Origin of the sequence: Vibrio sp. M250220 (assembly GCF_036533795.1) — a bacterium.
Taxonomy (GTDB): domain Bacteria; phylum Pseudomonadota; class Gammaproteobacteria; order Enterobacterales; family Vibrionaceae; genus Vibrio.
Genome location: NZ_JATABI010000019.1, coordinates 15,709 through 34,217 on the forward strand (window position 1 = coordinate 15,709; position 18,509 = coordinate 34,217).

An 18,509-nucleotide genomic window follows, 5' to 3' on the forward strand; every position below is an offset into this window, starting at 1 on the left:
GCTCATCTCCTAGAGGCGGTAGTAAAATCGTTTGCGGCGGCGATTATAGCTGCAAATTGGTTTTATTCCCAATCCCAGATCTGGCTTGGCGTCACTATTTTAGGTAGAGGTACATCCCAAGACTCAATAGGCAGTGAGTCGACTTGCTGGCAGTCATGGGCTAATCCAATCGGTTTAGGCCCGAGGCGTGTGTTGAACCAAGGCTCTAGCGTTCGATCGTAGTAGCCCCCTCCCATTCCTAGGCGATGTCCAGTCGAGTCAAAAGCGACTAAAGGGGTGCAGATGAGATCAAGCTGAGCGACAGGAATAATCTGAGTCTGGTTTAATTTGGGTTCTGCAATTGCATAGCGGTTTAGCACCATAGGTGTCGTGCTTGAGTATCGAAGAAACAGTAGATGACCGTGGGAGAAGGGATGAATTACAGGCAAGTAGACATCCTTTCCCTGATGCCATAGCCATTCAATGAGTGGTTTAGTATCGATCTCGCCATCTGCGGTGATGTACAAAGCGATGTGTTGTGCTGAGGCGCTCTCAGGCAATTGCTTGAATTGTGTCACTAAGTCTAATCCTGCCAGATATTGCGTGTCGCTACTGAGCGCATTGCGTTTCTGTCGAATGACTTTGCGTAAGTCTTGGCGTGAAAGAGTCATGACATTACCCATGGTTGCTGGGTATCGAGATAGGGATACCCCAGAGTGCCGTTGGAGATATGGACCCTTGAACCAGCTGGTTCAAGGCGGATCAGCAGAGATAACCGTAGGCTTCTCGGTACAAGCCGAGCTTGCTCAATAGCTATCAAGTACTAACCCTTGGGTATTGCTTATCGGCTCAGGGACTTAATCTCCTCACGAACACTCCAGGGTAAATTCTTGATGGTGTAAAGGTTACTGCTGTCCTGGCTTAACTTTACTAATTGCATCATCCAAAGACGCAGAGAGCAGTTCCATACGCTCAACCATTGCATCTTGTTCCTGCTTTGAATCGTTGTCGCGGACTTCGAGTTCGTGACAAAAGTTTAAGGCAACAAAGGTCAGCAGCTGTACTTCGTTGGTCATCTTGGTTTTAGCCGCTAACTCTTTAAGGCGATCATCTAAACGTGCTGCTGCATTGATCAAAGACTCTTCTTGTCCTGCTGGACAGTTAACACGAGTTAGTTTGCCTAAGATTTCGACTTCTACCGCTTGATTACTCATACCGACTCTATATCTGTTGTCTAAGGTGATAAAGCAGATAATCACCGAGGGAGAAACTATAGAAAAAGCCTTATTAAGATTCAAGCTTTTCAGTTAGACCTAACCAAAATCAGTGTGTAACAACACAGTAATTGGGCAATTTGTGTAAAAGCTCCCCACAATTGCGCAATCACGCGTTTTCGCCTGCTTTGGTAAGTGATACGATTGAGGATATTTACTTTATTTTAGGTCATAGCAATGAGCGACACCAAATTACCTGATTATCTGACATTTGCCAGTGAGTTACAGTCGGCAGGCTTAGCGGTTAACCCAGCAGAACTTCACGGCTTGCTCACTGGAATGCTTTGTGGCGGTTTTAGCCTAATAGATAAAAGTTGGCAGCCACTTGTTTATGACTATGTGAGTGAAGGTATGGGGTGGCCTACAAAATCTTTGCAGTTAGCCGAAGGCACTTTAGATGCAACTATTCAGGAGCTAACAGGTTCTGGAATGGATCTTGAGCTACTCCTTCCCGATGATGAAGCGAGTGCAACACTGTTTGACGTCGCAGATGGTTTGGCTGAATGGGTTAACCACTTTATTTCTGGTCTTGGTTTAATCAATGCTGCGCTCAATAAGGCATCAAGTGACGTTAAAGAGGCATTGGCTGATTTAGAAGAAATAGCCAAACTGGGTATTGACGAAGAGGATGATCTCGAAGAACAAGCTCAGTTATTAGAGCACGTGATCGAACATGTTAAGGCATGTGTGTTGACCATTCATGCAGAATTTGGCCAAAAACCGGTCGAGAAACAGGCTCCAACGATTCATTAATAGGTAACGCGATGAAGCAGTTTGATGTGGTGATTGCTGGTGGTGCTATGGCAGGAATGACCTTAGCATTAGCGATAAATAAGCTTTCCAAACAACCTTTGTCTATTGCGGTGATAGAACCTTTTCCTGTTGACGATCAGGCTCATCCTGGCTTTGATTCACGTTCGATTGCACTTTCCTATGGTAGCGCGGCGATCCTGAGGAAGTTTGGTTTATGGGAAGAAATTGCAAAAATTGCCACGCCAATTGAACACATTCATGTCTCCGACCGAACCCATGCAGGTCTGACTGATATCGCAACTCAGGAAGTGGGTCTAGAAGCCTTGGGGTATGTTATCGAATTGGCTGATGTTGGTCGTATTTACAATAGTCAGGCTCAGTTAGACGGCAATATTGAACTGATCCAAGCTTCTGTAAGTCAAGTTACTCGTCATGAGAAAAAAGTGCAGATAAGGCTCACCAATGAAACGGTGGTTGAAGGTAAATTGTTGGTTGCGGCAGATGGCGCGATGTCTACCTGTTGCCAGCAGTTGGGGCATGAACTGACTGAGCATAACTTCGATCAAGTTGCAGTGATAGCGAATGTTACCACAGAGCTTGCTCATAAGGGGCAAGCATTTGAGCGTTTCACCGAGTCCGGACCTGTTGCCCTGTTACCTATGTCGGAAGGGCGTATGTCCTTAGTTTGGTGTTTGCGTCCAGAACATGCGACAGAAGTCATGGACTATGATGACAAACAGTTCTTGTCAGAGCTTCAAACGGCATTTGGTTGGCGGTTAGGTAAGTTAAAAAAAGTCGGACAGCGAGCGAGCTACCCGTTACTACTTAGATACCGAAAAGAAAATGTTTCGCACCGCTTTGCTGTTGTCGGGAATGCGGCACAAACGCTTCACCCTATCGCTGGACAGGGATTTAACTTAGGTATCAGAGACGTCGCTACCTTGGCTGAAAGTATTGCAAATTCGACACATGATGTGGGTTGTTATCAGGTTTTAAAACGCTTTAAGCAGTCTCGATGTGATGATCGTGATGCGACAATTGAGATGACCTCTGCGTTAGTACATCTGTTTTCAAATGATTACTTAGCGACGCGGATCGGGCGAAATGTGGGTCTGTTTGCGATGGATAATTTGCCGATACTCAAAACACCACTATTGAGAAGAACATTAGGTTTGGTGTCTCGTTAGAGATATCAGCAAGGACACAAAGATATGATGCAAAGTGTAGATATCGCCATTGTTGGTGGTGGAATGGTTGGCTTAGCGCTCGCCGCTGCGTTCAAAGATACAGAACTACGTATCGCGGTGATCGAAAGTCGTGAACCAGAAAGTGAGCTTGGTGAGCTTCCTGATGTGCGTGTTTCAGCATTAAGTCGTTCTAGTGAGACAATTTTGCGAAACCTAGGGGCATGGCAAGGAATCGTTCAGCGTCGAGCGGCCCCTTATCGTGCAATGGAAGTCTGGGAACAAGACAGTTTTGCTCGAATTGAGTTCGAAGCACAGCAGCTAGCGCAACCGGACCTCGGTCATATTGTTGAGAACCGAGTTATTCAACTTGCGTTACTTGATCAAGTTAAGCAGCAAAGTAATGTCACTCTATTTATGCCGGCGAAATGTGCTTCGATGGCGATTGGAGAGAGTGAAGCATGGATCAACTTAGATAGCGGGCAATCATTGACGGCCAAGCTAGTTGTTGGTGCTGATGGCGCCAACTCTTGGGTACGCAAGCAGCAAGATATTCCTTTGACACATTGGGATTACGGTCACAGCGCGATTGTTGCTAACGTTCGTACTCAAGAATCTCACCAAAGTGTTGCGCGTCAAACCTTTACACCTCAAGGTCCAGTGGCTTTTCTTCCTTTAGGTGAAGATAATTTGAGTTCTATTGTGTGGTCGATGGAACCGAATCGTGCTGAACGTTTACTTGGTATGTCAGCCAATGAGTTTAGTAAAGTGCTTACTGCTGAGTTTGATAATAGACTTGGCTTGTGTGAAGTGCTTGGTGAGCGATTCGCCTTCCCATTAAAAATGCGCTATGCACGCGACTTTGTGACAGAGCGAGTTGCATTAGTTGGAGATGCGGCACATACCATTCACCCACTCGCAGGGCAGGGGGTAAACTTAGGTTTGCTTGATGCGGCGAGTCTTGCCCAACACGTACTAGAAATGTGGCAGCAAGGTGAAGACTTTGGGACTAAACGAAATCTACGGGGTTATGAACGTTGGCGTAAAGCTGAGGCCGCTAAGATGATTGCGGCAATGCAAGGATTTAAAGATCTCTTCGAAGGCAATAATCCAGCGAAAAAACTGCTCCGCGGTATAGGTATGAAGCTAGCAGGCCAACTTCCTGGTGCAAAAGATGAGATTATGAAGCGCGCATTGGGTTTGAAAGGTGATTTGCCGAAACTGGCACAGAACAGAGGAATAAAATCTCAAACCCACTAAAGTGGAAAGGGTTGGCATTGCCAACCCTTTTTAAATTCTGTTATGCGTATGCACAGCGGAGTTTCATGATTTCTTTATTGATCTCTTTTACCGCTTGAAAATGCCTGCGCTCTGCCTTTTCTGGCAGAATAAGCTTACCATTATCAAACTCAAATTTACCTACTCCGTAGATATAAATCCTTCCTTTAAATAGTCGACTAATGTGTTTAGCAATCATACCTGGTGTATAGCGCTTAAACAGTCTCATACATTTGTCCTTATGTTTAGCAAGCACCGCAATTATACTGAGTTCCCACCATTAATAGTGTGATTGTCATGGGGGAATATGCAGTCAAAACTGTGTTATTTGGATATTTGTGTTGCTGTAGGCAAATTCGCGGATAAATATCCAAATTATTGTGATAATTACCTCATTTATGTTCTGAGTTAGAAACTTATAGAAGGTCTTAATCGTGAAGTATTAAGCCTCAACTATGTGACAGTTTTAAGAATAGTTTAACTTTTTAATTAGGTGTTAATTTGGTGTTAAATTTGCAAAAAAAAGCCCGCTTCAAGGCGGGCGAATAGTCACAGATGCATTACACAAAAAGTGGATGTCCTGAAACAATCAGTGGATTCACTTTTTTTGTTGGAGAAGGAGTGCACTCGCATTGCAAGTTATGTACAGACTCTTCAGCTAGTGTCGAACGGGGCACATGACCTTTGTTCGAACTTTAACCAACAAAAACAGAATACTTCAAAAAACACGCCATGACTACTTATGCTTTTAAATTGAATAAAAATTTAACAACCAATACTTAGGCGTGAGACGCTAATCACCAATTGATGCAATCGATTGCAAAAAAATATCTGAATGTTATCCAACTTGGGTAGGTTTCGTTTCAGTCGCGGCAGATATTGGCGACTCTAGGTTGGCAAAGGCGAATCAAATCATCACATTGGAGGGCAATGCCCGCCATATTGGAGCCACTGCTGATGGTGACTTCAGGTTCACTCAGAAGTTGTTGATCGAAGATCACGGTCATTGGCGTTTTTAAAAGAAGGGGAACGACGGTACCAATCTGGTAGCCCGTTAAACTCGCTACCTGCTCCATAGATACGCAGGTCATACGTCGCCACTCTAGTAAAGCTCTGACTTTCTTGGGATCGATAGATTGATCTCCGGGTGCACAAGCGATGGCGTAACGATTGCTCATATCTCTCAGTACAATCGACTTCACCATCTGACTTGGGCGAATACCTCTTTGCATCGCCGCATCTTCAATTGTGACGGCTGGACGTTGATGAGGCAGCAGGCGAAAATTGACCTGCTGCGATTCAAGGTATTGGGTAATATGAGTAGAAAACGGACTAGTCATTGTCTTCAAGTGAGTAAGGAAGGGACGCGAAAGTCCACTGACTTTGAGTCTGGTCTTTAAGGCGTAGCTGAGTGTCCTCTTCCAAGTTGTTTGGTAATACAACAAGAGCCAAGGCATGGTTATCACTATAGCGATAGTGTGCGAGCAGTTGACCCGCGCTACGCCAGTTTTCTCCAACAGCACGCTCTAGTTCTGCGTTAGCAGCAATCTCCTGCTGTGCTTCCCCTTTAATAATGAATAGCGCACGTTTGTTAATCCCGCGATATTTAGCTCGTGCTACCGTTTCCTGTCCGGTGTAACAGCCTTTAGTGAAGCTAATACCCGCTAAAGCTTGAACATTGAGTGCTTGTGGTATGTGCTCATTTTGCTGTTCAGCTGTTAAGATCGGCAAACCCGCTTGGATATCGAGGAGTGTCCAAAGTGTCTCATCAACCTTGTCAGCTTGGCTTGAAGCCACAATGTGCTGTGCCGCCTCTTGTGTTACCAGCAGTAACCAGCGCTGGTGGTCTATTTTAACGGCTGTTCCGCCATCTATTGGGCGCACATCTCCAGATAGAGTAGAGAGAGTATCAACCAGTTCGGTTGCCTTTTCACCCATCACACCCAGAGCGATCTCGTCGGCTTGCTTGATTTCTACCTTTGAAAAAACGGCATATTTTTTAATTTCTGCCAGCTCTTTTTCGATCACTGCTGACGGTTGAAACATGGCATAACCATCATTGTGATGGAAGAGTCGGAATACACTCCAGACTTTACCTTTGGCATCGCAGTGTGCGCCAAATGTGGATAAATGTGGTTCTAGCTTAACCACATCGCAGGTAACTTGGCCTTGTAAGTAAGACTTCTTATCTTCACCAACCATGGTGATTGCAGCCCATGAGTTGAGAGGGGCAATCGCCAGTTGGGGAAGAACATCATTCGACGCGAGTTGTAAGGGTGCAAAGTCGTTGTGCCAATCCATGATAGTTACCTAATAAGTAGTTGATGGCCGTATGTTATCGCCTATTCCTAGTGATAAACAACCTTTTGAATTGTGTGCCATTCATAATCTAGATAGTGAACGAAAATAGTGACCTTAGTCGGGAGTGTGACTGACGTACTAGTTGTAAGCTTATTTGCTTGTTACACTCGGCGCAAACAACCGATAAGGTGAGGAAGTAGAATGTATACCGCAGAACAAAAAGCGCGTATTAAATGGGCGTGTCGCCGTGGAATGTTAGAACTCGACGTAGTGATCATGCCATTTTTTGAAGAATGCTTTGATGGCCTACAAGAAAATGAACAACGTGACTTTGTCTCACTGCTGGAGTGTGATGATCCAGATTTGTTTACCTGGATTATGGGACATGGTCGAAGCGAGAACTTAGGCCATGCAGCAATGGTAGATAAGATTGTCGCGCATAACCTCAGCAAAGTGCGTTAATCTCACTTTAACCCCATCAGCTATTGCGCTAAAGGCCAATACCTTGCTACTGGTTTTGGCCTTCTCAATAATTACCCTCTCTACATTACCGTTAGCCCCAACCTTTTTGCTTTTGTTTGTGCTTTTTAAACACGTCAAGGCAGAACCGTTACTTATTAAGTCATTGCGAGATGAAGTGAGCTTTTTTTCTGCAACGCAATATCAATCAACTCGTGGTCGGCATAAGATCAAAAAAGTGATGTTCACGTTTCTACCGATCGGCTTGGTGATCATTCATCGCAATGAGGAAAGAGTGATGCTGTGGCGAGATAGTGTCACAGAAGCAAAATATCGTGAGTTAGTGGTGATGTTAAAAAGGGAGCCATAGGCTCCCTCAAGTGAGATTATTTTAGCTTCTCTGGTACTAAAATTGTTGGACCACTGTCTTCGGCAAGTTCAGGGTAGTCTAGAGTGTAGTGTAGGCCGCGGCTCTCTTTGCGTTCCATTGCACAACGTACCATAAGCTCAGCAACCTGTAGTAGATTACGCAGTTCAAGTAAGTTGTTAGATACTCTGAAGTTACTGTAGTACTCGTGTGTTTCCTGCTGAAGTAGCTGGATTCGGCGCAATGCACGCTCCAAACGCTTATCGGTTCTAACGATCCCCATGTAGTCCCACATAAAGAGACGTAACTCATGCCAGTTATGCTGAATGACGACCTCTTCATCTGAGCAGCTAACCTGACTTTCATCCCAAGCAGGAAGACTTGGTGGCAACGTTGCTTGATCGAGATTTGTGATGATGTCATTGGCAGCAGCCCACGCGTAGACCACACACTCAAGCAAAGAATTTGATGCCATGCGGTTTGCACCGTGTAGACCGGTATAGCTGACTTCACCGATTGCATAGAGTTGAGAGAGATCCGTTTGGCCTGTCTGCTCAACCATAACGCCACCACAGGTGTAGTGTGCCGCAGGAACCACTGGGATTGGTTCTTTGGTCATATCTATGCCAAGCTCGAGCAGGCGCGTATTGATGGTTGGGAAGTGTTTCTCAATAAAATCTGCTGGCTTATGACTAATGTCTAGGTACATACAGTCTGCACCCAGTCGTTTCATTTCAAAGTCGATAGCACGAGCGACCACATCACGTGGTGCAAGCTCTTCACGTGGATCGAAATCAGGCATAAAGCGAGAGCCGTCAGGACGACGTAAATAGGCGCCTTCACCGCGCAAAGCTTCTGTGAGCAAGAAGTTTCGAGCTTCCGGATGATATAAACAGGTTGGATGGAATTGATTGAACTCTAGGTTTGCCACTCGACAGCCTGCGCGCCAAGCCATCGCGATACCATCACCGGATGAAACGTCAGGGTTAGACGTGTATTGGTATACTTTTGATGCTCCACCTGTCGCAAGAACGACGAACTTTGAACGTACAGTTTCGACGTGCTCCTGATTACGGTTCCAGATGTATGCACCGACAACCTTTTTGCTGTCTCCACCGACTTTGTCTTCGGTAATTAAGTCTAGGGCGTTATGACGCTCTAAAACCGTAATGTTTGGGTGATTATGAACATTGTCTTGCAGAGAGGTTTGCATTGCCATGCCTGTAGCATCGGCGGCATGTAAAATGCGACGATGGCTGTGGCCACCCTCTCTGGTTAAGTGGTAACGAGGGGCCTCATCACTATCGTTTTCTTCACGATCAAATGGAACGCCACCATCGATTAGCCATTGCACACACTCTTTGGCGTTTCGGGCAATAAACTCAACCGTCTCTTTTTCGCAAATGCCTGCACCTGCGATTAGGGTGTCTTGAACGTGTGATTCAATACTGTCTGACTCATCGAAAACTGCGGCGATACCACCTTGCGCGTAATAGGTCGCTCCTTCGCTACGAGCTCCTTTACTCAGCACGATGACTTTGCCGTATTCAGCGACACGCAACGCCAACGATAGACCTGCTGCGCCACTACCCACCACCAACACATCACACTGATGTTCACAGTTTGCGTTCATAAAACTTTATCATTCCCGAGTTAAGTTGTATCTGTGCGCATTCCTTCCCGAAAAAACGCATAGACAACAGAGCGATCCCGCTCTTAAATCTGTCATTGAATTGCATACTTGACTCACAAAACAAAAGAGTCAATCCGCTATAGTACCACTCCAAGAATGGCTTTGCATAAATGCAATTGTTCGTAAATAGCATTGCTTTTCTTTACCTACATCCCCACAATTTGGAACATAGGTAGTTTGGTTCATCATTGCGTAAAAATAGTTTGAAGAATTTTTGAACTTATCTTTATTAGCTAGGTCACAATAGTGCTCAAGTAAGCAGTGGTGTCAAGACTACATTTTGCATAATTAATGTCCATGTCAGAGAAGATAGGGGCGAATAACAATAGGAGTACCCGCTCGAATGAACGAGCAGCTGACCGATCAAGTATTAATTGAGCGAGTTCAGAATGGGGATAAGCAAGCATTCAACTTGTTGGTGACTAAGTACCAGAACAAAGTTTGCAATCTTATTTCTCGCTATGTGAATAATCCTGGTGATGTTCCCGATGTAGCACAAGAAGCATTTATTAAGGCGTACCGAGCGATACCAAGCTTTCGTGGTGAAAGTGCCTTCTATACTTGGTTATATCGGATTGCCGTTAATACTGCAAAAAACCACCTTGTCGCACAGGGCAGAAGACCCCCTGCACAAGATGTGGATACTGAAGATGCTGAATATTACGAAACGGGTAATGCATTAAAAGAAATTTCGAACCCTGAGAACTTAACGTTGTCCAATGAATTGAAACGTGTTGTTTTCAGTGCGATTGATGCACTGCCTGATGATTTAAAAACCGCAATGACGTTGCGCGAGCTCGATGGCTTAAGCTACGAAGAAATAGCAGCGGTTATGGATTGCCCTGTAGGAACGGTACGTTCGCGTATCTTCCGTGCTCGTGAAGCGGTTGAAAAGAAAATTCAACCCCTTTTGCAACGCTAGACCAGTAACATTAATGGTGAAAATAATGGCTGACAAAGAGAAACTTTCAGCACTCATGGATGGAGAGTTGGTTGATAAAGCTCTGATAAGTGAACTAGAGCAAGACCAAGAAAGCCTGCAATCATGGCACAATTATCATTTAATTGGTGACGTGATGCGTGGTGAGGCTCCGGAAAAACCGGAGTGGAACATTGCTGAAAGCGTAGCGCTAGCACTTGAAAGTGAACCAGCGCACTCAACAGTAACTCAGTTAGCGCAGCACCGTCGTGTTGAGTCTCAACCGACGCCGTCACAAGCTCGTCGTCAAATGCCTGCTTGGTTAAGCCAATTTGGTCAGGTCGCTATGGCTGCCTGTGTCTCGTTGGTTGTTATTCTTGGCGTGCAACAATATGGCGGCTCGGATGCTAGCGTTCCAGAAGCGGAAACTTTACCTGTTCTGCAAACCATTCCTTTCTCTGGAAGTGCTGAACCAGTGAGCTTAACCCGCTCTTCGCTTGAACAATCGAATACCAATGAATTAAATGTTCAGGAACAACGTCGTCGCATTAATGCGATGCTACAAGACTACGAATTACAGCTACGCTTGAATAGTGACAACGGCCTTGAGCACAGTGATAATCCTGAAACGGTAGTTGAATGAAAAAAATTCTGATCAGTGTGCTGACACTGCTCAGTTTGAATACAACATTGGCCTTTGCAGATGATGATTCTGCAGAGGCTTTGTTGCATCAAATGAACGAGGCAAGTCAGCATTTAAATTACGAACTGTCTTATATTTTAATTAAGAAAAATAGCATTGAACCACTGCTGTACCGACACGCTCGCGCAGAGGGTAAGCAACTTGCCCATCTACTTTACTTGAGTGGCCCAGTAAGAGAGGTTATTCGACGTGGTGATGAAGTGAGTTACATCGAACCTGGCGTCGAACCTTTTACGATTGAATCCGGTAACTTGGTTGCACCAACCATCCCTATGCTCAATGCCAATGTTGATAAGTTGAAAGGGTTTTACGACTTTATTCCTGTCGGACGCGCGCGCGAAGCGGGTACCGCATGTCAGGTGTTACGTGTTGTGCCTAAAGATGGGCAGCGTTACTCGTATGTGCTGTGGGTAGATGAAAAAAGCAAATTACCTTTACGGGCTGATCTGGTTGATCGAGACGGTGAAGTGTTAGAGCAGTACCGAACCATCTCATTTAGTGTTAACGATCAGATTGGACAGGCGATGAGTGGACTGAATCAGGTCAAATTGCCAGAAGTTCTCTCTTTGCCTAAAGGTCAGGTGAGCAGTTCATATTGGACGGTTGGTTGGATCCCTAATGGTTTCGAGCCGAAAGAGCTCAATCGTTATCGAATGAACAATACCGACCGCATGGTCGAAAGCCAAATGTACAGTGATGGCTTATTTAATTTTTCTATCTATATCTCGGATAGTGATGACTTGTCGCTTAAAGGACAGCTAGTGAGACAAGGTCGCAGAACGCTGCATAGCTTTGTTCGCGGCGAGTACGAAATCTCTGTTATCGGTGATATCCCCCCTGCTACTGCCAAACGTATTGCTCTGTCAGTGACGTTTGTAAAGAGTGAGAGTACCACCCAATGATGACCGCATTGGCAACAGTTTCTGAGGTGACAGAGCTGGCATCGGGATTTGATGTCGAGCTAAGTTGCGAACAGCAGACGAGCTGCAGTAGCTGTTCATCTCAGAAGAGCTGTGGGACGGGCATTGTATCTAAAGCCGTGGGGAAAAAATCGCTCCACTGGCATCTAGTGACAGATAAGCGAGTTGAGAAAGGGCAAGTGGTGGAAATCGGTTTGCCTGAAAAAAGCGTATTGCAGTCCGCAGCGCTGGTTTATCTCTTGCCACTGTTTGCGATGATCATTGGCGCGTTGGTCGCTCAATGGTGGATTGCCCCTGCGTTTTCTCTCGGAGAGGGGGTAGTCATCCTCACTTCGGCTCTTGCAACGGTTGGAGGGATTTATCTAGCAAAAAGATTATCTTTCAGATTAGAGCAGCAATCTTCGCAGCAAGTCATATTATTAAGGGTATTAGGTGAGCCAATTAGCTAGTGCGAAGCGGCTAGAAATTGGGTAGAATCTGCCAACTTGATTGAAATGCCGTCACAAGACGGCTTTCTTGTCCCCATTTATAAGAGTTTAGTCACCCCAAATCATGAAGCACATTCGTAACTTTTCGATTATCGCCCACATCGACCATGGTAAGTCGACCCTATCAGACCGTTTAATCCAAGTATGTGGTGGTTTAAGCGACCGTGAAATGGCCGCACAGGTTCTGGACTCCATGGATCTAGAGCGTGAGCGTGGTATCACCATCAAATCACAGAGTGTGACGCTAAACTACACCGCTAAAGATGGTGAAACGTATCAGTTGAACTTCATCGATACTCCGGGACACGTTGACTTCGCTTACGAAGTATCCCGTTCTTTAGCCGCTTGTGAAGGTGCGCTACTGGTTGTTGATGCGGGTCAGGGTGTAGAAGCTCAAACTCTTGCTAACTGTTATACGGCGATCGAGATGGATCTTGAGGTTGTGCCAATCTTAAACAAGATCGACCTTCCTGCTGCCGATCCTGAGCGTGTTGCTGAAGAGATCGAAGAAATCGTAGGCATTGATGCGATGGAAGCGACGCGTTGTAGTGCAAAAACAGGCCTTGGTGTGGATGATGTGCTTGAAAACATTGTCTCTGCGATTCCTGCTCCAGAAGGTAACCCAGATGGGCCACTTCAAGCTCTAATCATTGACTCTTGGTTTGACAACTACCTTGGTGTTGTTTCTTTGGTTCGTATTAAGAATGGCCAGTTGAAGAAAAACGAAAAAATTAAGGTAATGAGTACAGGCCAAGTGTGGGGGGTTGATCGTCTAGGCATCTTCACACCAAAACAGGTTGATACAAATTCACTAAGTACGGGTGAAGTGGGCTGGGTGGTTTGTGGCATCAAAGATATTCTAGGTGCTCCTGTAGGTGATACGCTCACACTGGCTAAACATGGTTGTGATACACCGCTACCGGGCTTTAAGAAAGTAAAACCTCAGGTTTATGCCGGTCTATTCCCTGTATCATCTGATGATTATGAAAACTTCCGTGATGCACTAGGCAAGTTAAGTCTAAATGACGCCTCTCTGTTCTATGAACCAGAGAACTCTGCTGCTCTTGGCTTTGGTTTCCGTTGTGGCTTCCTCGGCATGCTGCACATGGAGATCATTCAAGAGCGTCTAGAGCGCGAATACGATCTAGACCTTATTACTACAGCACCAACCGTAGTTTATGAAGTAGAACAGACGGATGGGACGATTATATACGTAGATAGCCCTGCAAAATTGCCTGCGGTAAATGATATCGAGGAAATTCGTGAGCCAATCGCACGTTGTAATATTCTTGTTCCAGCAGACTACCTAGGCAACGTGATCACACTATGTGTTGAGAAACGTGGTATTCAGGTTGATATGGTTTACCACGGTAACCAAGTTGCTGTGACTTACGATATCCCGATGGCGGAAGTTGTTCTTGATTTCTTTGACCGTCTGAAGTCTACATCACGTGGCTATGCGTCACTTGATTACAACTTCCAGCGTTTTGAATTGTCTAACATGGTTCGTGTAGACGTACTTCTTAACGGTGATAAGGTGGATGCTTTAGCATTGATCACACATAAAGAGCAGGCGCAGACTCGCGGTCGTCAGCTTGTTGAAAAGATGAAAGAGTTTATCCCTCGTCAGATGTTCGATATTGCGATTCAAGCAGCGATCGGCAACCACATCATCGCCCGTTCAACAGTGAAACAGCTACGTAAGAACGTTATCGCAAAATGTTACGGTGGTGACGTGAGCCGTAAGAAGAAGCTACTGAAGAAGCAGAAAGAAGGTAAGAAGCGTATGAAGCAGATTGGTAACGTAGAGTTGCCTCAAGAAGCTTTCCTAGCGATCTTACACGTAGGTAAAGACTAAGTATCCTTGATATTTTCTGACCCACTGCATGTCATCGGATAATCACTGATTTCCTTATCGCGTAATGTGTAGAGAACTCAGTGATTTATCCAGTGTCATAGATACCGAGTAAAGCATTCTATTGAGTGGAAGAGTTATGCTCTTTCACTTTCGTATTTTTGAGAGAAGGGAAGTTAATGGCGAATACATTTTCACTCATCCTAGTGATCGTTACTTTAGTAACGGGCGTTGTCTGGGTTCTGGAAAAGCTCGTTTTTGCTAAAAAGCGTCAAGAAAAACTGGCTGAAGTTGAAGCTCAAACCAATGGTTTGGATGCAGCCGTTCTAGCAAAAGTGCAGACTCAGCCTTGGTGGGTAGAGAATAGCGTCTCTATTTTCCCAGTTATTGCTGCTGTCCTTGTATTGCGCTCATTTATCTATGAACCTTTTCAAATTCCATCAGGCTCGATGATGCCAACCCTGCTGGTGGGCGATTTTATCCTGGTTGAAAAGTACGCCTATGGTCTGAAAGATCCAGTATGGCGCACTCAGTTAGTCGAAACAGGCAAGCCTGAGCGTGGTGACATTGTGGTATTTAAGTACCCACCTCAGCCAAATATCGATTACATCAAGCGTGTTGTAGGCCTTCCGGGAGATACGGTTCGCTACAACAGCAAGAAAGAAATCTGCATTCAGTCTTCAGGTGAGACCAGTTGTCAGCCAGTCAAACTGTCTAATGTAGAAGAGAGCCAGTTCATTCAAAATGGCATCCCATTGATTCAATTGGATGAAAAGTTGGGTGAAGTGGGTCATCAGATTTTGGTTAACCCACTACGTCGTGACCGAGTTGAATTGTATCAACCTCGCAACGGTGTGAATGAGTGGGTGGTTCCAGAAGGTCAGTACTTTGTAATGGGGGATAACCGTGACAACAGTGCTGATAGCCGCTACTGGGGCTTTGTCCCAGAAGCCAACCTAGTGGGTAAAGCTGTTGCTATTTGGATTAGCTTCGAATTCGAACGCGATGCAGATAGTGTCTTACCCTCTTGGATTCCAACTGGTGTTAGGTTTAACCGCATCGGTGGTATTAACTAAATTATGAATGAGAGAGCATGAATTCTCCTATTGCAAAACTAGAGAAAAAGCTCGGCTATCAATTTAATGATGCCGAGCTAATCAGCTTAGCACTGACACATCGCAGTGCTAATGGAAAACACAATGAGCGTCTTGAGTTTCTGGGCGATTCAATTTTAAGTTTTGTCATTGCTGATGATCTTTACCATCGTTTCCCAAAAGTGAATGAAGGGGACATGAGCCGCATGCGTGCCACCTTAGTGCGTGGCAATACACTCGCGGAGCTAGGTCGTGAATTCGAACTAGGAGATCACTTAAAATTAGGTCCAGGTGAATTAAAGAGCGGCGGCTTTCGTCGTGATTCAATCCTTGCTGACGCTGTAGAAGCGATCATTGGTGGTATCTACTTAGATAGTGATATCGAAGTCGTGCGTGGCATCATATTGAGTTGGTACAAAACTCGCCTTGATGCGATTAAGCCAGGGGTTTCACAAAAAGATCCTAAAACTCGTCTACAAGAGTTTCTTCAGGGTCGAAGAAAACCTCTACCTGCTTACACAGTGACTAATATTAAAGGTGAAGCACATAACCAAGAGTTTACGGTTTCGTGTGATGTAGCAGGTATTGGACAACCTGTTATTGGTAAAGGCACCAGCCGCCGCAAGGCAGAACAAGCGGCTGCTGAATTAGCACTAGAGCAACTGACCAATGACTGATTCAACAGACAACAACGAATTTGATATCGATGCGTTTTTCTCATCGAGCAATGAACAGACAAGTTCGCCAGACAATCAACACTGTGGCTTTGTGGCGATTGTAGGTCGTCCAAACGTGGGTAAATCAACACTTCTTAACCGTATCCTAGGTCAGAAGATTTCGATTACTTCACGTAAACCTCAGACGACTCGTCACCGTATTATGGGCGTTGATACCGAAGGCGACTACCAAGCTATTTATGTCGATACTCCGGGTCTGCATATTGAAGAGAAGCGTGCGATTAACCGTTTGATGAACCGTGCAGCTAACTCTTCACTCAGTGATGTTAACCTAGTCTTTTTCTTGGTTGATGGCACGCACTGGACCAGTGACGATGAAATGGTGTTGACCAAACTGCAAAAGTCTAACTTCCCAGTGGTACTGTGTGTCAACAAAGTTGACAATGTACAAGACCGCAATGACGTAATGCTGCATATGATGGAAATGTCTAAGCGCATGGACTTTGTTGATGTGGTGCCTATCTCGGCGAAGCATGGCAAAAACATTGATGTGTTGCGTAAACATGTTCGTGAGCACTTGCCGAAGGCGACACACCACTTTCCTGAAGAGTATGTCACTGACCGTTCTCAACGCTTTATGGCGTCAGAGATTGTTCGCGAAAAGTTGATGCGTTTTACGGGTGAAGAGCTTCCTTACTCTGTTACCGTTGAAATTGAACGCTTTGACTACAACCCAGAAACAGACGGATTCCACATTAACGCTTTGATTTTGGTTGAACGCAGCGGCCAGAAGAAAATGGTAATTGGTAAAGGCGGCGAAAAGATCAAAACGATCGGCCGTGAAGCGCGTCTGGATATGGAAGAGTTATTTGGTCGCAAGGTTTACCTTGAAACTTGGGTTAAGGTGAAATCGGGCTGGGCGGATGATGAGCGAGCTCTTCGTTCACTCGGCTACATCGATGACCTTTAACGAGTGCGAGGCTTGAGCTTCGCTCCGTAGAATACGAAATAAGGAGCCACTGGCTCCTTCTTTTTTATGTAACACTAATCTGGCAGATTCTATGTCTTCTGATGGCTTACAGCGTTGCTTTGTTTTACACCGTCGCCCTTACAGCGAATCAAGTTTAATCCTTGATGTCTTTAGTGAGGAATATGGCCGTATTACCTTGATGTCTAAAGGTGCACGTAGTAAACGTTCTAACCTGAAAGGGGCTTTGCAGCCATTTACGCCTTTATTGCTCAAGTGGTCAGGCAATGGTTCGATGAAAACGTTACGTCAGGCTGAGCCAATTAGTCTCGGATTACCACTGTCGGGGATCTCCCTTTATTCGGCTATGTATGTCAATGAGCTTGTCGGTCGAATTTTGATGGCGGAAGTTCCAATGCCTGCGCTGTTTCACGATTATTTACATGCCCTGACGGAATTGGCGCAGTGTGAAAATCCAGAGCCGGCCCTGAGACGATTTGAACTCGCTATGTTGTCAGCAATGGGTTATGGCGTCGATTTTATGCACTGCGCGGGTACGGGTGAACCCGTTGAACCGGCAATGACTTACCGTTACCGAGAGCAGAAAGGTTTCATCGCTTCGGTACGCAAAGATAACCTAACGTTTTACGGCAGTGAGCTTATCGCGATTAGTGAGCGTAGATTCACCACAAAAGAACAACTTAAAGCGGCAAAACGCTTTACACGCATAGCCTTAAGGCCGTATCTTGGCGGCAAACCATTAAAAAGCCGGGAACTGTTTTTATCCAGAGCAAAGGTTCCCTATACCAAGAACATTAATTGATAGACGATTGATGGGCTGGGTATTAAGCACGGAGTATTGGAAAATGAGCTCAATCTATCTAGGTGTTAATATCGATCATATTGCGACTTTGCGTAACGCGCGAGGTACAAAGTATCCAGATCCTGTACATGCTGCGGAAGTCGCGGAGCGAGCTGGCGCTGATGGTATTACCATCCACCTACGTGAAGACCGTCGTCATATCAATGATCGTGATGTACGTATCCTACGTGAAACGCTTCAAACGCGTATGAACCTAGAGATGGCTGTGACTGACGAAATGGTAGAGATCGCGCTAAAAACTAAGCCTGAATACGTGTGTCTGGTACCTGAAAAACGTGAAGAATTGACCACTGAAGGCGGTCTAGATGTTGTTGGTCAGCTAGAGAAAGTTAAAAACGCGACACAAAAACTGACTGAAGCGGGTATTAAGGTATCGCTATTTATCGATGCAGACCGTGAACAGATCGATGCAGCAAAAGCATGTGGAGCGCCATTCATTGAGCTTCATACTGGTCACTACGCTGATGCAGAGAGTGAAGAAGATCAGCAAGATGAGCTGAAAAAAATCGCTGCTGGCGCAAGCTACGCGAACGATCTTGGTATTACAGTGAATGCTGGACATGGCCTGACTTACCACAACGTCGCACCGATTGCTGCTATCCCTGAAATTTATGAGCTGAACATTGGCCATTCAATTATTGGTCGTGCGGTGTTTGATGGTCTTCATAAAGCCGTTGCTGATATGAAAGCGCTAATGGTTGCAGCGCGTCGTTAA

The 18,509-nt window shown here is 45.4% G+C and carries 21 protein-coding genes and 1 other RNA gene; 15 read left to right on the top strand and 7 right to left on the bottom strand.

The window, feature by feature from the left end; translation table 11 throughout:
* Positions 1–62: 62 nt before the first annotated feature.
* The 3 genes from QTN94_RS08965 to QTN94_RS08975 all read right to left on the bottom strand — a co-directional run bounded on the left by QTN94_RS08965 (position 63) and on the right by QTN94_RS08975 (position 1,193).
* Positions 63–650, bottom strand: coding sequence for a 5-formyltetrahydrofolate cyclo-ligase (locus QTN94_RS08965; RefSeq protein WP_331416158.1), 588 nt, complete (start codon positions 648–650; stop codon positions 63–65).
* A 33-nt stretch (positions 651–683) separates the two neighbouring features.
* Positions 684–866, bottom strand: a non-coding RNA gene (gene ssrS, locus QTN94_RS08970) — 6S RNA.
* A gap of 18 nt (positions 867–884) precedes the next feature.
* The gene (locus QTN94_RS08975) at positions 885–1,193 is read right to left on the bottom strand and encodes a cell division protein ZapA (protein ID WP_138971863.1); all 309 of its coding nucleotides are present in this window, start codon (positions 1,191–1,193) and stop codon (positions 885–887) included.
* A gap of 237 nt (positions 1,194–1,430) precedes the next feature.
* Here QTN94_RS08975 and QTN94_RS08980 point away from each other — a divergent pair, with 237 nt between their 5' ends.
* From QTN94_RS08980 to QTN94_RS08990, 3 genes are read left to right on the top strand one after another with little or no spacing between them, the layout of a single operon-like run.
* A complete protein-coding gene (locus QTN94_RS08980; RefSeq protein ID WP_331427464.1) occupies positions 1,431–2,006 on the top strand; it encodes a YecA/YgfB family protein in 576 nt (191 codons plus the stop codon).
* Between the two features lie 11 nt (positions 2,007–2,017).
* On the top strand, positions 2,018–3,193 hold the full coding sequence (gene ubiH, locus QTN94_RS08985; RefSeq protein WP_331427465.1) for a 2-octaprenyl-6-methoxyphenyl hydroxylase: 1,176 nt from the start codon (positions 2,018–2,020) through the stop codon (positions 3,191–3,193).
* Positions 3,194–3,217: 24 nt separating this feature from the next.
* Entirely contained in the window at positions 3,218–4,450 is a 1,233-nt protein-coding gene (locus QTN94_RS08990; RefSeq protein WP_331427466.1) for an FAD-dependent 2-octaprenylphenol hydroxylase, read from the top strand.
* A 40-nt stretch (positions 4,451–4,490) separates the two neighbouring features.
* On the opposite strand, the gene QTN94_RS08995 is transcribed toward QTN94_RS08990, so the two are convergent.
* The 3 genes from QTN94_RS08995 to ygfZ all read right to left on the bottom strand — a co-directional run bounded on the left by QTN94_RS08995 (position 4,491) and on the right by ygfZ (position 6,769).
* Entirely contained in the window at positions 4,491–4,697 is a 207-nt protein-coding gene (locus tag QTN94_RS08995; RefSeq protein WP_138971859.1) for a DUF1107 domain-containing protein, read from the bottom strand.
* A 634-nt stretch (positions 4,698–5,331) separates the two neighbouring features.
* The gene (locus QTN94_RS09000; protein ID WP_331427467.1) at positions 5,332–5,808 is read right to left on the bottom strand and encodes an aminoacyl-tRNA deacylase; all 477 of its coding nucleotides are present in this window, start codon (positions 5,806–5,808) and stop codon (positions 5,332–5,334) included.
* Positions 5,801–6,769 carry a tRNA-modifying protein YgfZ gene (gene ygfZ, locus QTN94_RS09005; protein WP_331427468.1) on the bottom strand — a complete coding sequence of 323 codons (969 nt, stop codon included), beginning with the start codon at positions 6,767–6,769 and terminating at the stop codon, positions 5,801–5,803. Before ygfZ ends, QTN94_RS09000 begins: the two co-directional genes overlap by 8 nt.
* A gap of 201 nt (positions 6,770–6,970) precedes the next feature.
* On the opposite strand from ygfZ, the gene QTN94_RS09010 reads away from it, so the two are divergent.
* Together QTN94_RS09010 and QTN94_RS09015 are read left to right on the top strand one after the other, a co-directional pair.
* Positions 6,971–7,231 (top strand): FAD assembly factor SdhE, encoded by a 261-nt coding sequence (locus QTN94_RS09010; protein WP_269376511.1) that lies wholly within the window; start codon positions 6,971–6,973, stop codon positions 7,229–7,231.
* 55 nt (positions 7,232–7,286) lie between these two features.
* Positions 7,287–7,598 carry a hypothetical protein gene (locus QTN94_RS09015; protein WP_331416244.1) on the top strand — a complete coding sequence of 104 codons (312 nt, stop codon included), beginning with the start codon at positions 7,287–7,289 and terminating at the stop codon, positions 7,596–7,598.
* Between the two features lie 16 nt (positions 7,599–7,614).
* On the opposite strand, the gene nadB is transcribed toward QTN94_RS09015, so the two are convergent.
* On the bottom strand, positions 7,615–9,228 hold the full coding sequence (nadB, locus tag QTN94_RS09020) for an L-aspartate oxidase (protein ID WP_331416162.1): 1,614 nt from the start codon (positions 9,226–9,228) through the stop codon (positions 7,615–7,617).
* A gap of 403 nt (positions 9,229–9,631) precedes the next feature.
* Here nadB and rpoE point away from each other — a divergent pair, with 403 nt between their 5' ends.
* The 10 genes from rpoE (at position 9,632) to pdxJ (ending at position 18,509) form a co-directional block, all read left to right on the top strand.
* The gene (rpoE, locus tag QTN94_RS09025; RefSeq protein WP_331416163.1) at positions 9,632–10,210 is read left to right on the top strand and encodes an RNA polymerase sigma factor RpoE; all 579 of its coding nucleotides are present in this window, start codon (positions 9,632–9,634) and stop codon (positions 10,208–10,210) included.
* Between the two features lie 25 nt (positions 10,211–10,235).
* A complete protein-coding gene (locus QTN94_RS09030; RefSeq protein WP_331416164.1) occupies positions 10,236–10,850 on the top strand; it encodes an RseA family anti-sigma factor in 615 nt (204 codons plus the stop codon).
* On the top strand, positions 10,847–11,812 hold the full coding sequence (rseB, locus tag QTN94_RS09035; RefSeq protein WP_138971851.1) for a sigma-E factor regulatory protein RseB: 966 nt from the start codon (positions 10,847–10,849) through the stop codon (positions 11,810–11,812). The genes QTN94_RS09030 and rseB overlap by 4 nt, the downstream gene beginning before the upstream one ends.
* Positions 11,809–12,279 carry a SoxR reducing system RseC family protein gene (locus QTN94_RS09040; RefSeq protein WP_138971850.1) on the top strand — a complete coding sequence of 157 codons (471 nt, stop codon included), beginning with the start codon at positions 11,809–11,811 and terminating at the stop codon, positions 12,277–12,279. The genes rseB and QTN94_RS09040 overlap by 4 nt, the downstream gene beginning before the upstream one ends.
* Before the next feature lie 103 nt (positions 12,280–12,382).
* Positions 12,383–14,176: a translation elongation factor 4 gene (lepA, locus tag QTN94_RS09045; protein WP_331427469.1), complete on the top strand. Its 1,794-nt coding sequence runs from the start codon at positions 12,383–12,385 to the stop codon at positions 14,174–14,176.
* 176 nt (positions 14,177–14,352) lie between these two features.
* Positions 14,353–15,249 carry a signal peptidase I gene (gene lepB, locus QTN94_RS09050; protein WP_331416167.1) on the top strand — a complete coding sequence of 299 codons (897 nt, stop codon included), beginning with the start codon at positions 14,353–14,355 and terminating at the stop codon, positions 15,247–15,249.
* 17 nt (positions 15,250–15,266) lie between these two features.
* Entirely contained in the window at positions 15,267–15,944 is a 678-nt protein-coding gene (gene rnc, locus QTN94_RS09055) for a ribonuclease III (RefSeq protein ID WP_138971847.1), read from the top strand.
* Positions 15,937–16,914, top strand: coding sequence for a GTPase Era (gene era, locus QTN94_RS09060; protein ID WP_138971846.1), 978 nt, complete (start codon positions 15,937–15,939; stop codon positions 16,912–16,914). Before rnc ends, era begins: the two co-directional genes overlap by 8 nt.
* A 91-nt stretch (positions 16,915–17,005) precedes the next feature.
* Positions 17,006–17,734, top strand: coding sequence for a DNA repair protein RecO (gene recO / locus QTN94_RS09065; RefSeq protein ID WP_331427470.1), 729 nt, complete (start codon positions 17,006–17,008; stop codon positions 17,732–17,734).
* 43 nt (positions 17,735–17,777) lie between these two features.
* Positions 17,778–18,509 carry a pyridoxine 5'-phosphate synthase gene (gene pdxJ, locus QTN94_RS09070; protein ID WP_331416169.1) on the top strand — a complete coding sequence of 244 codons (732 nt, stop codon included), beginning with the start codon at positions 17,778–17,780 and terminating at the stop codon, positions 18,507–18,509.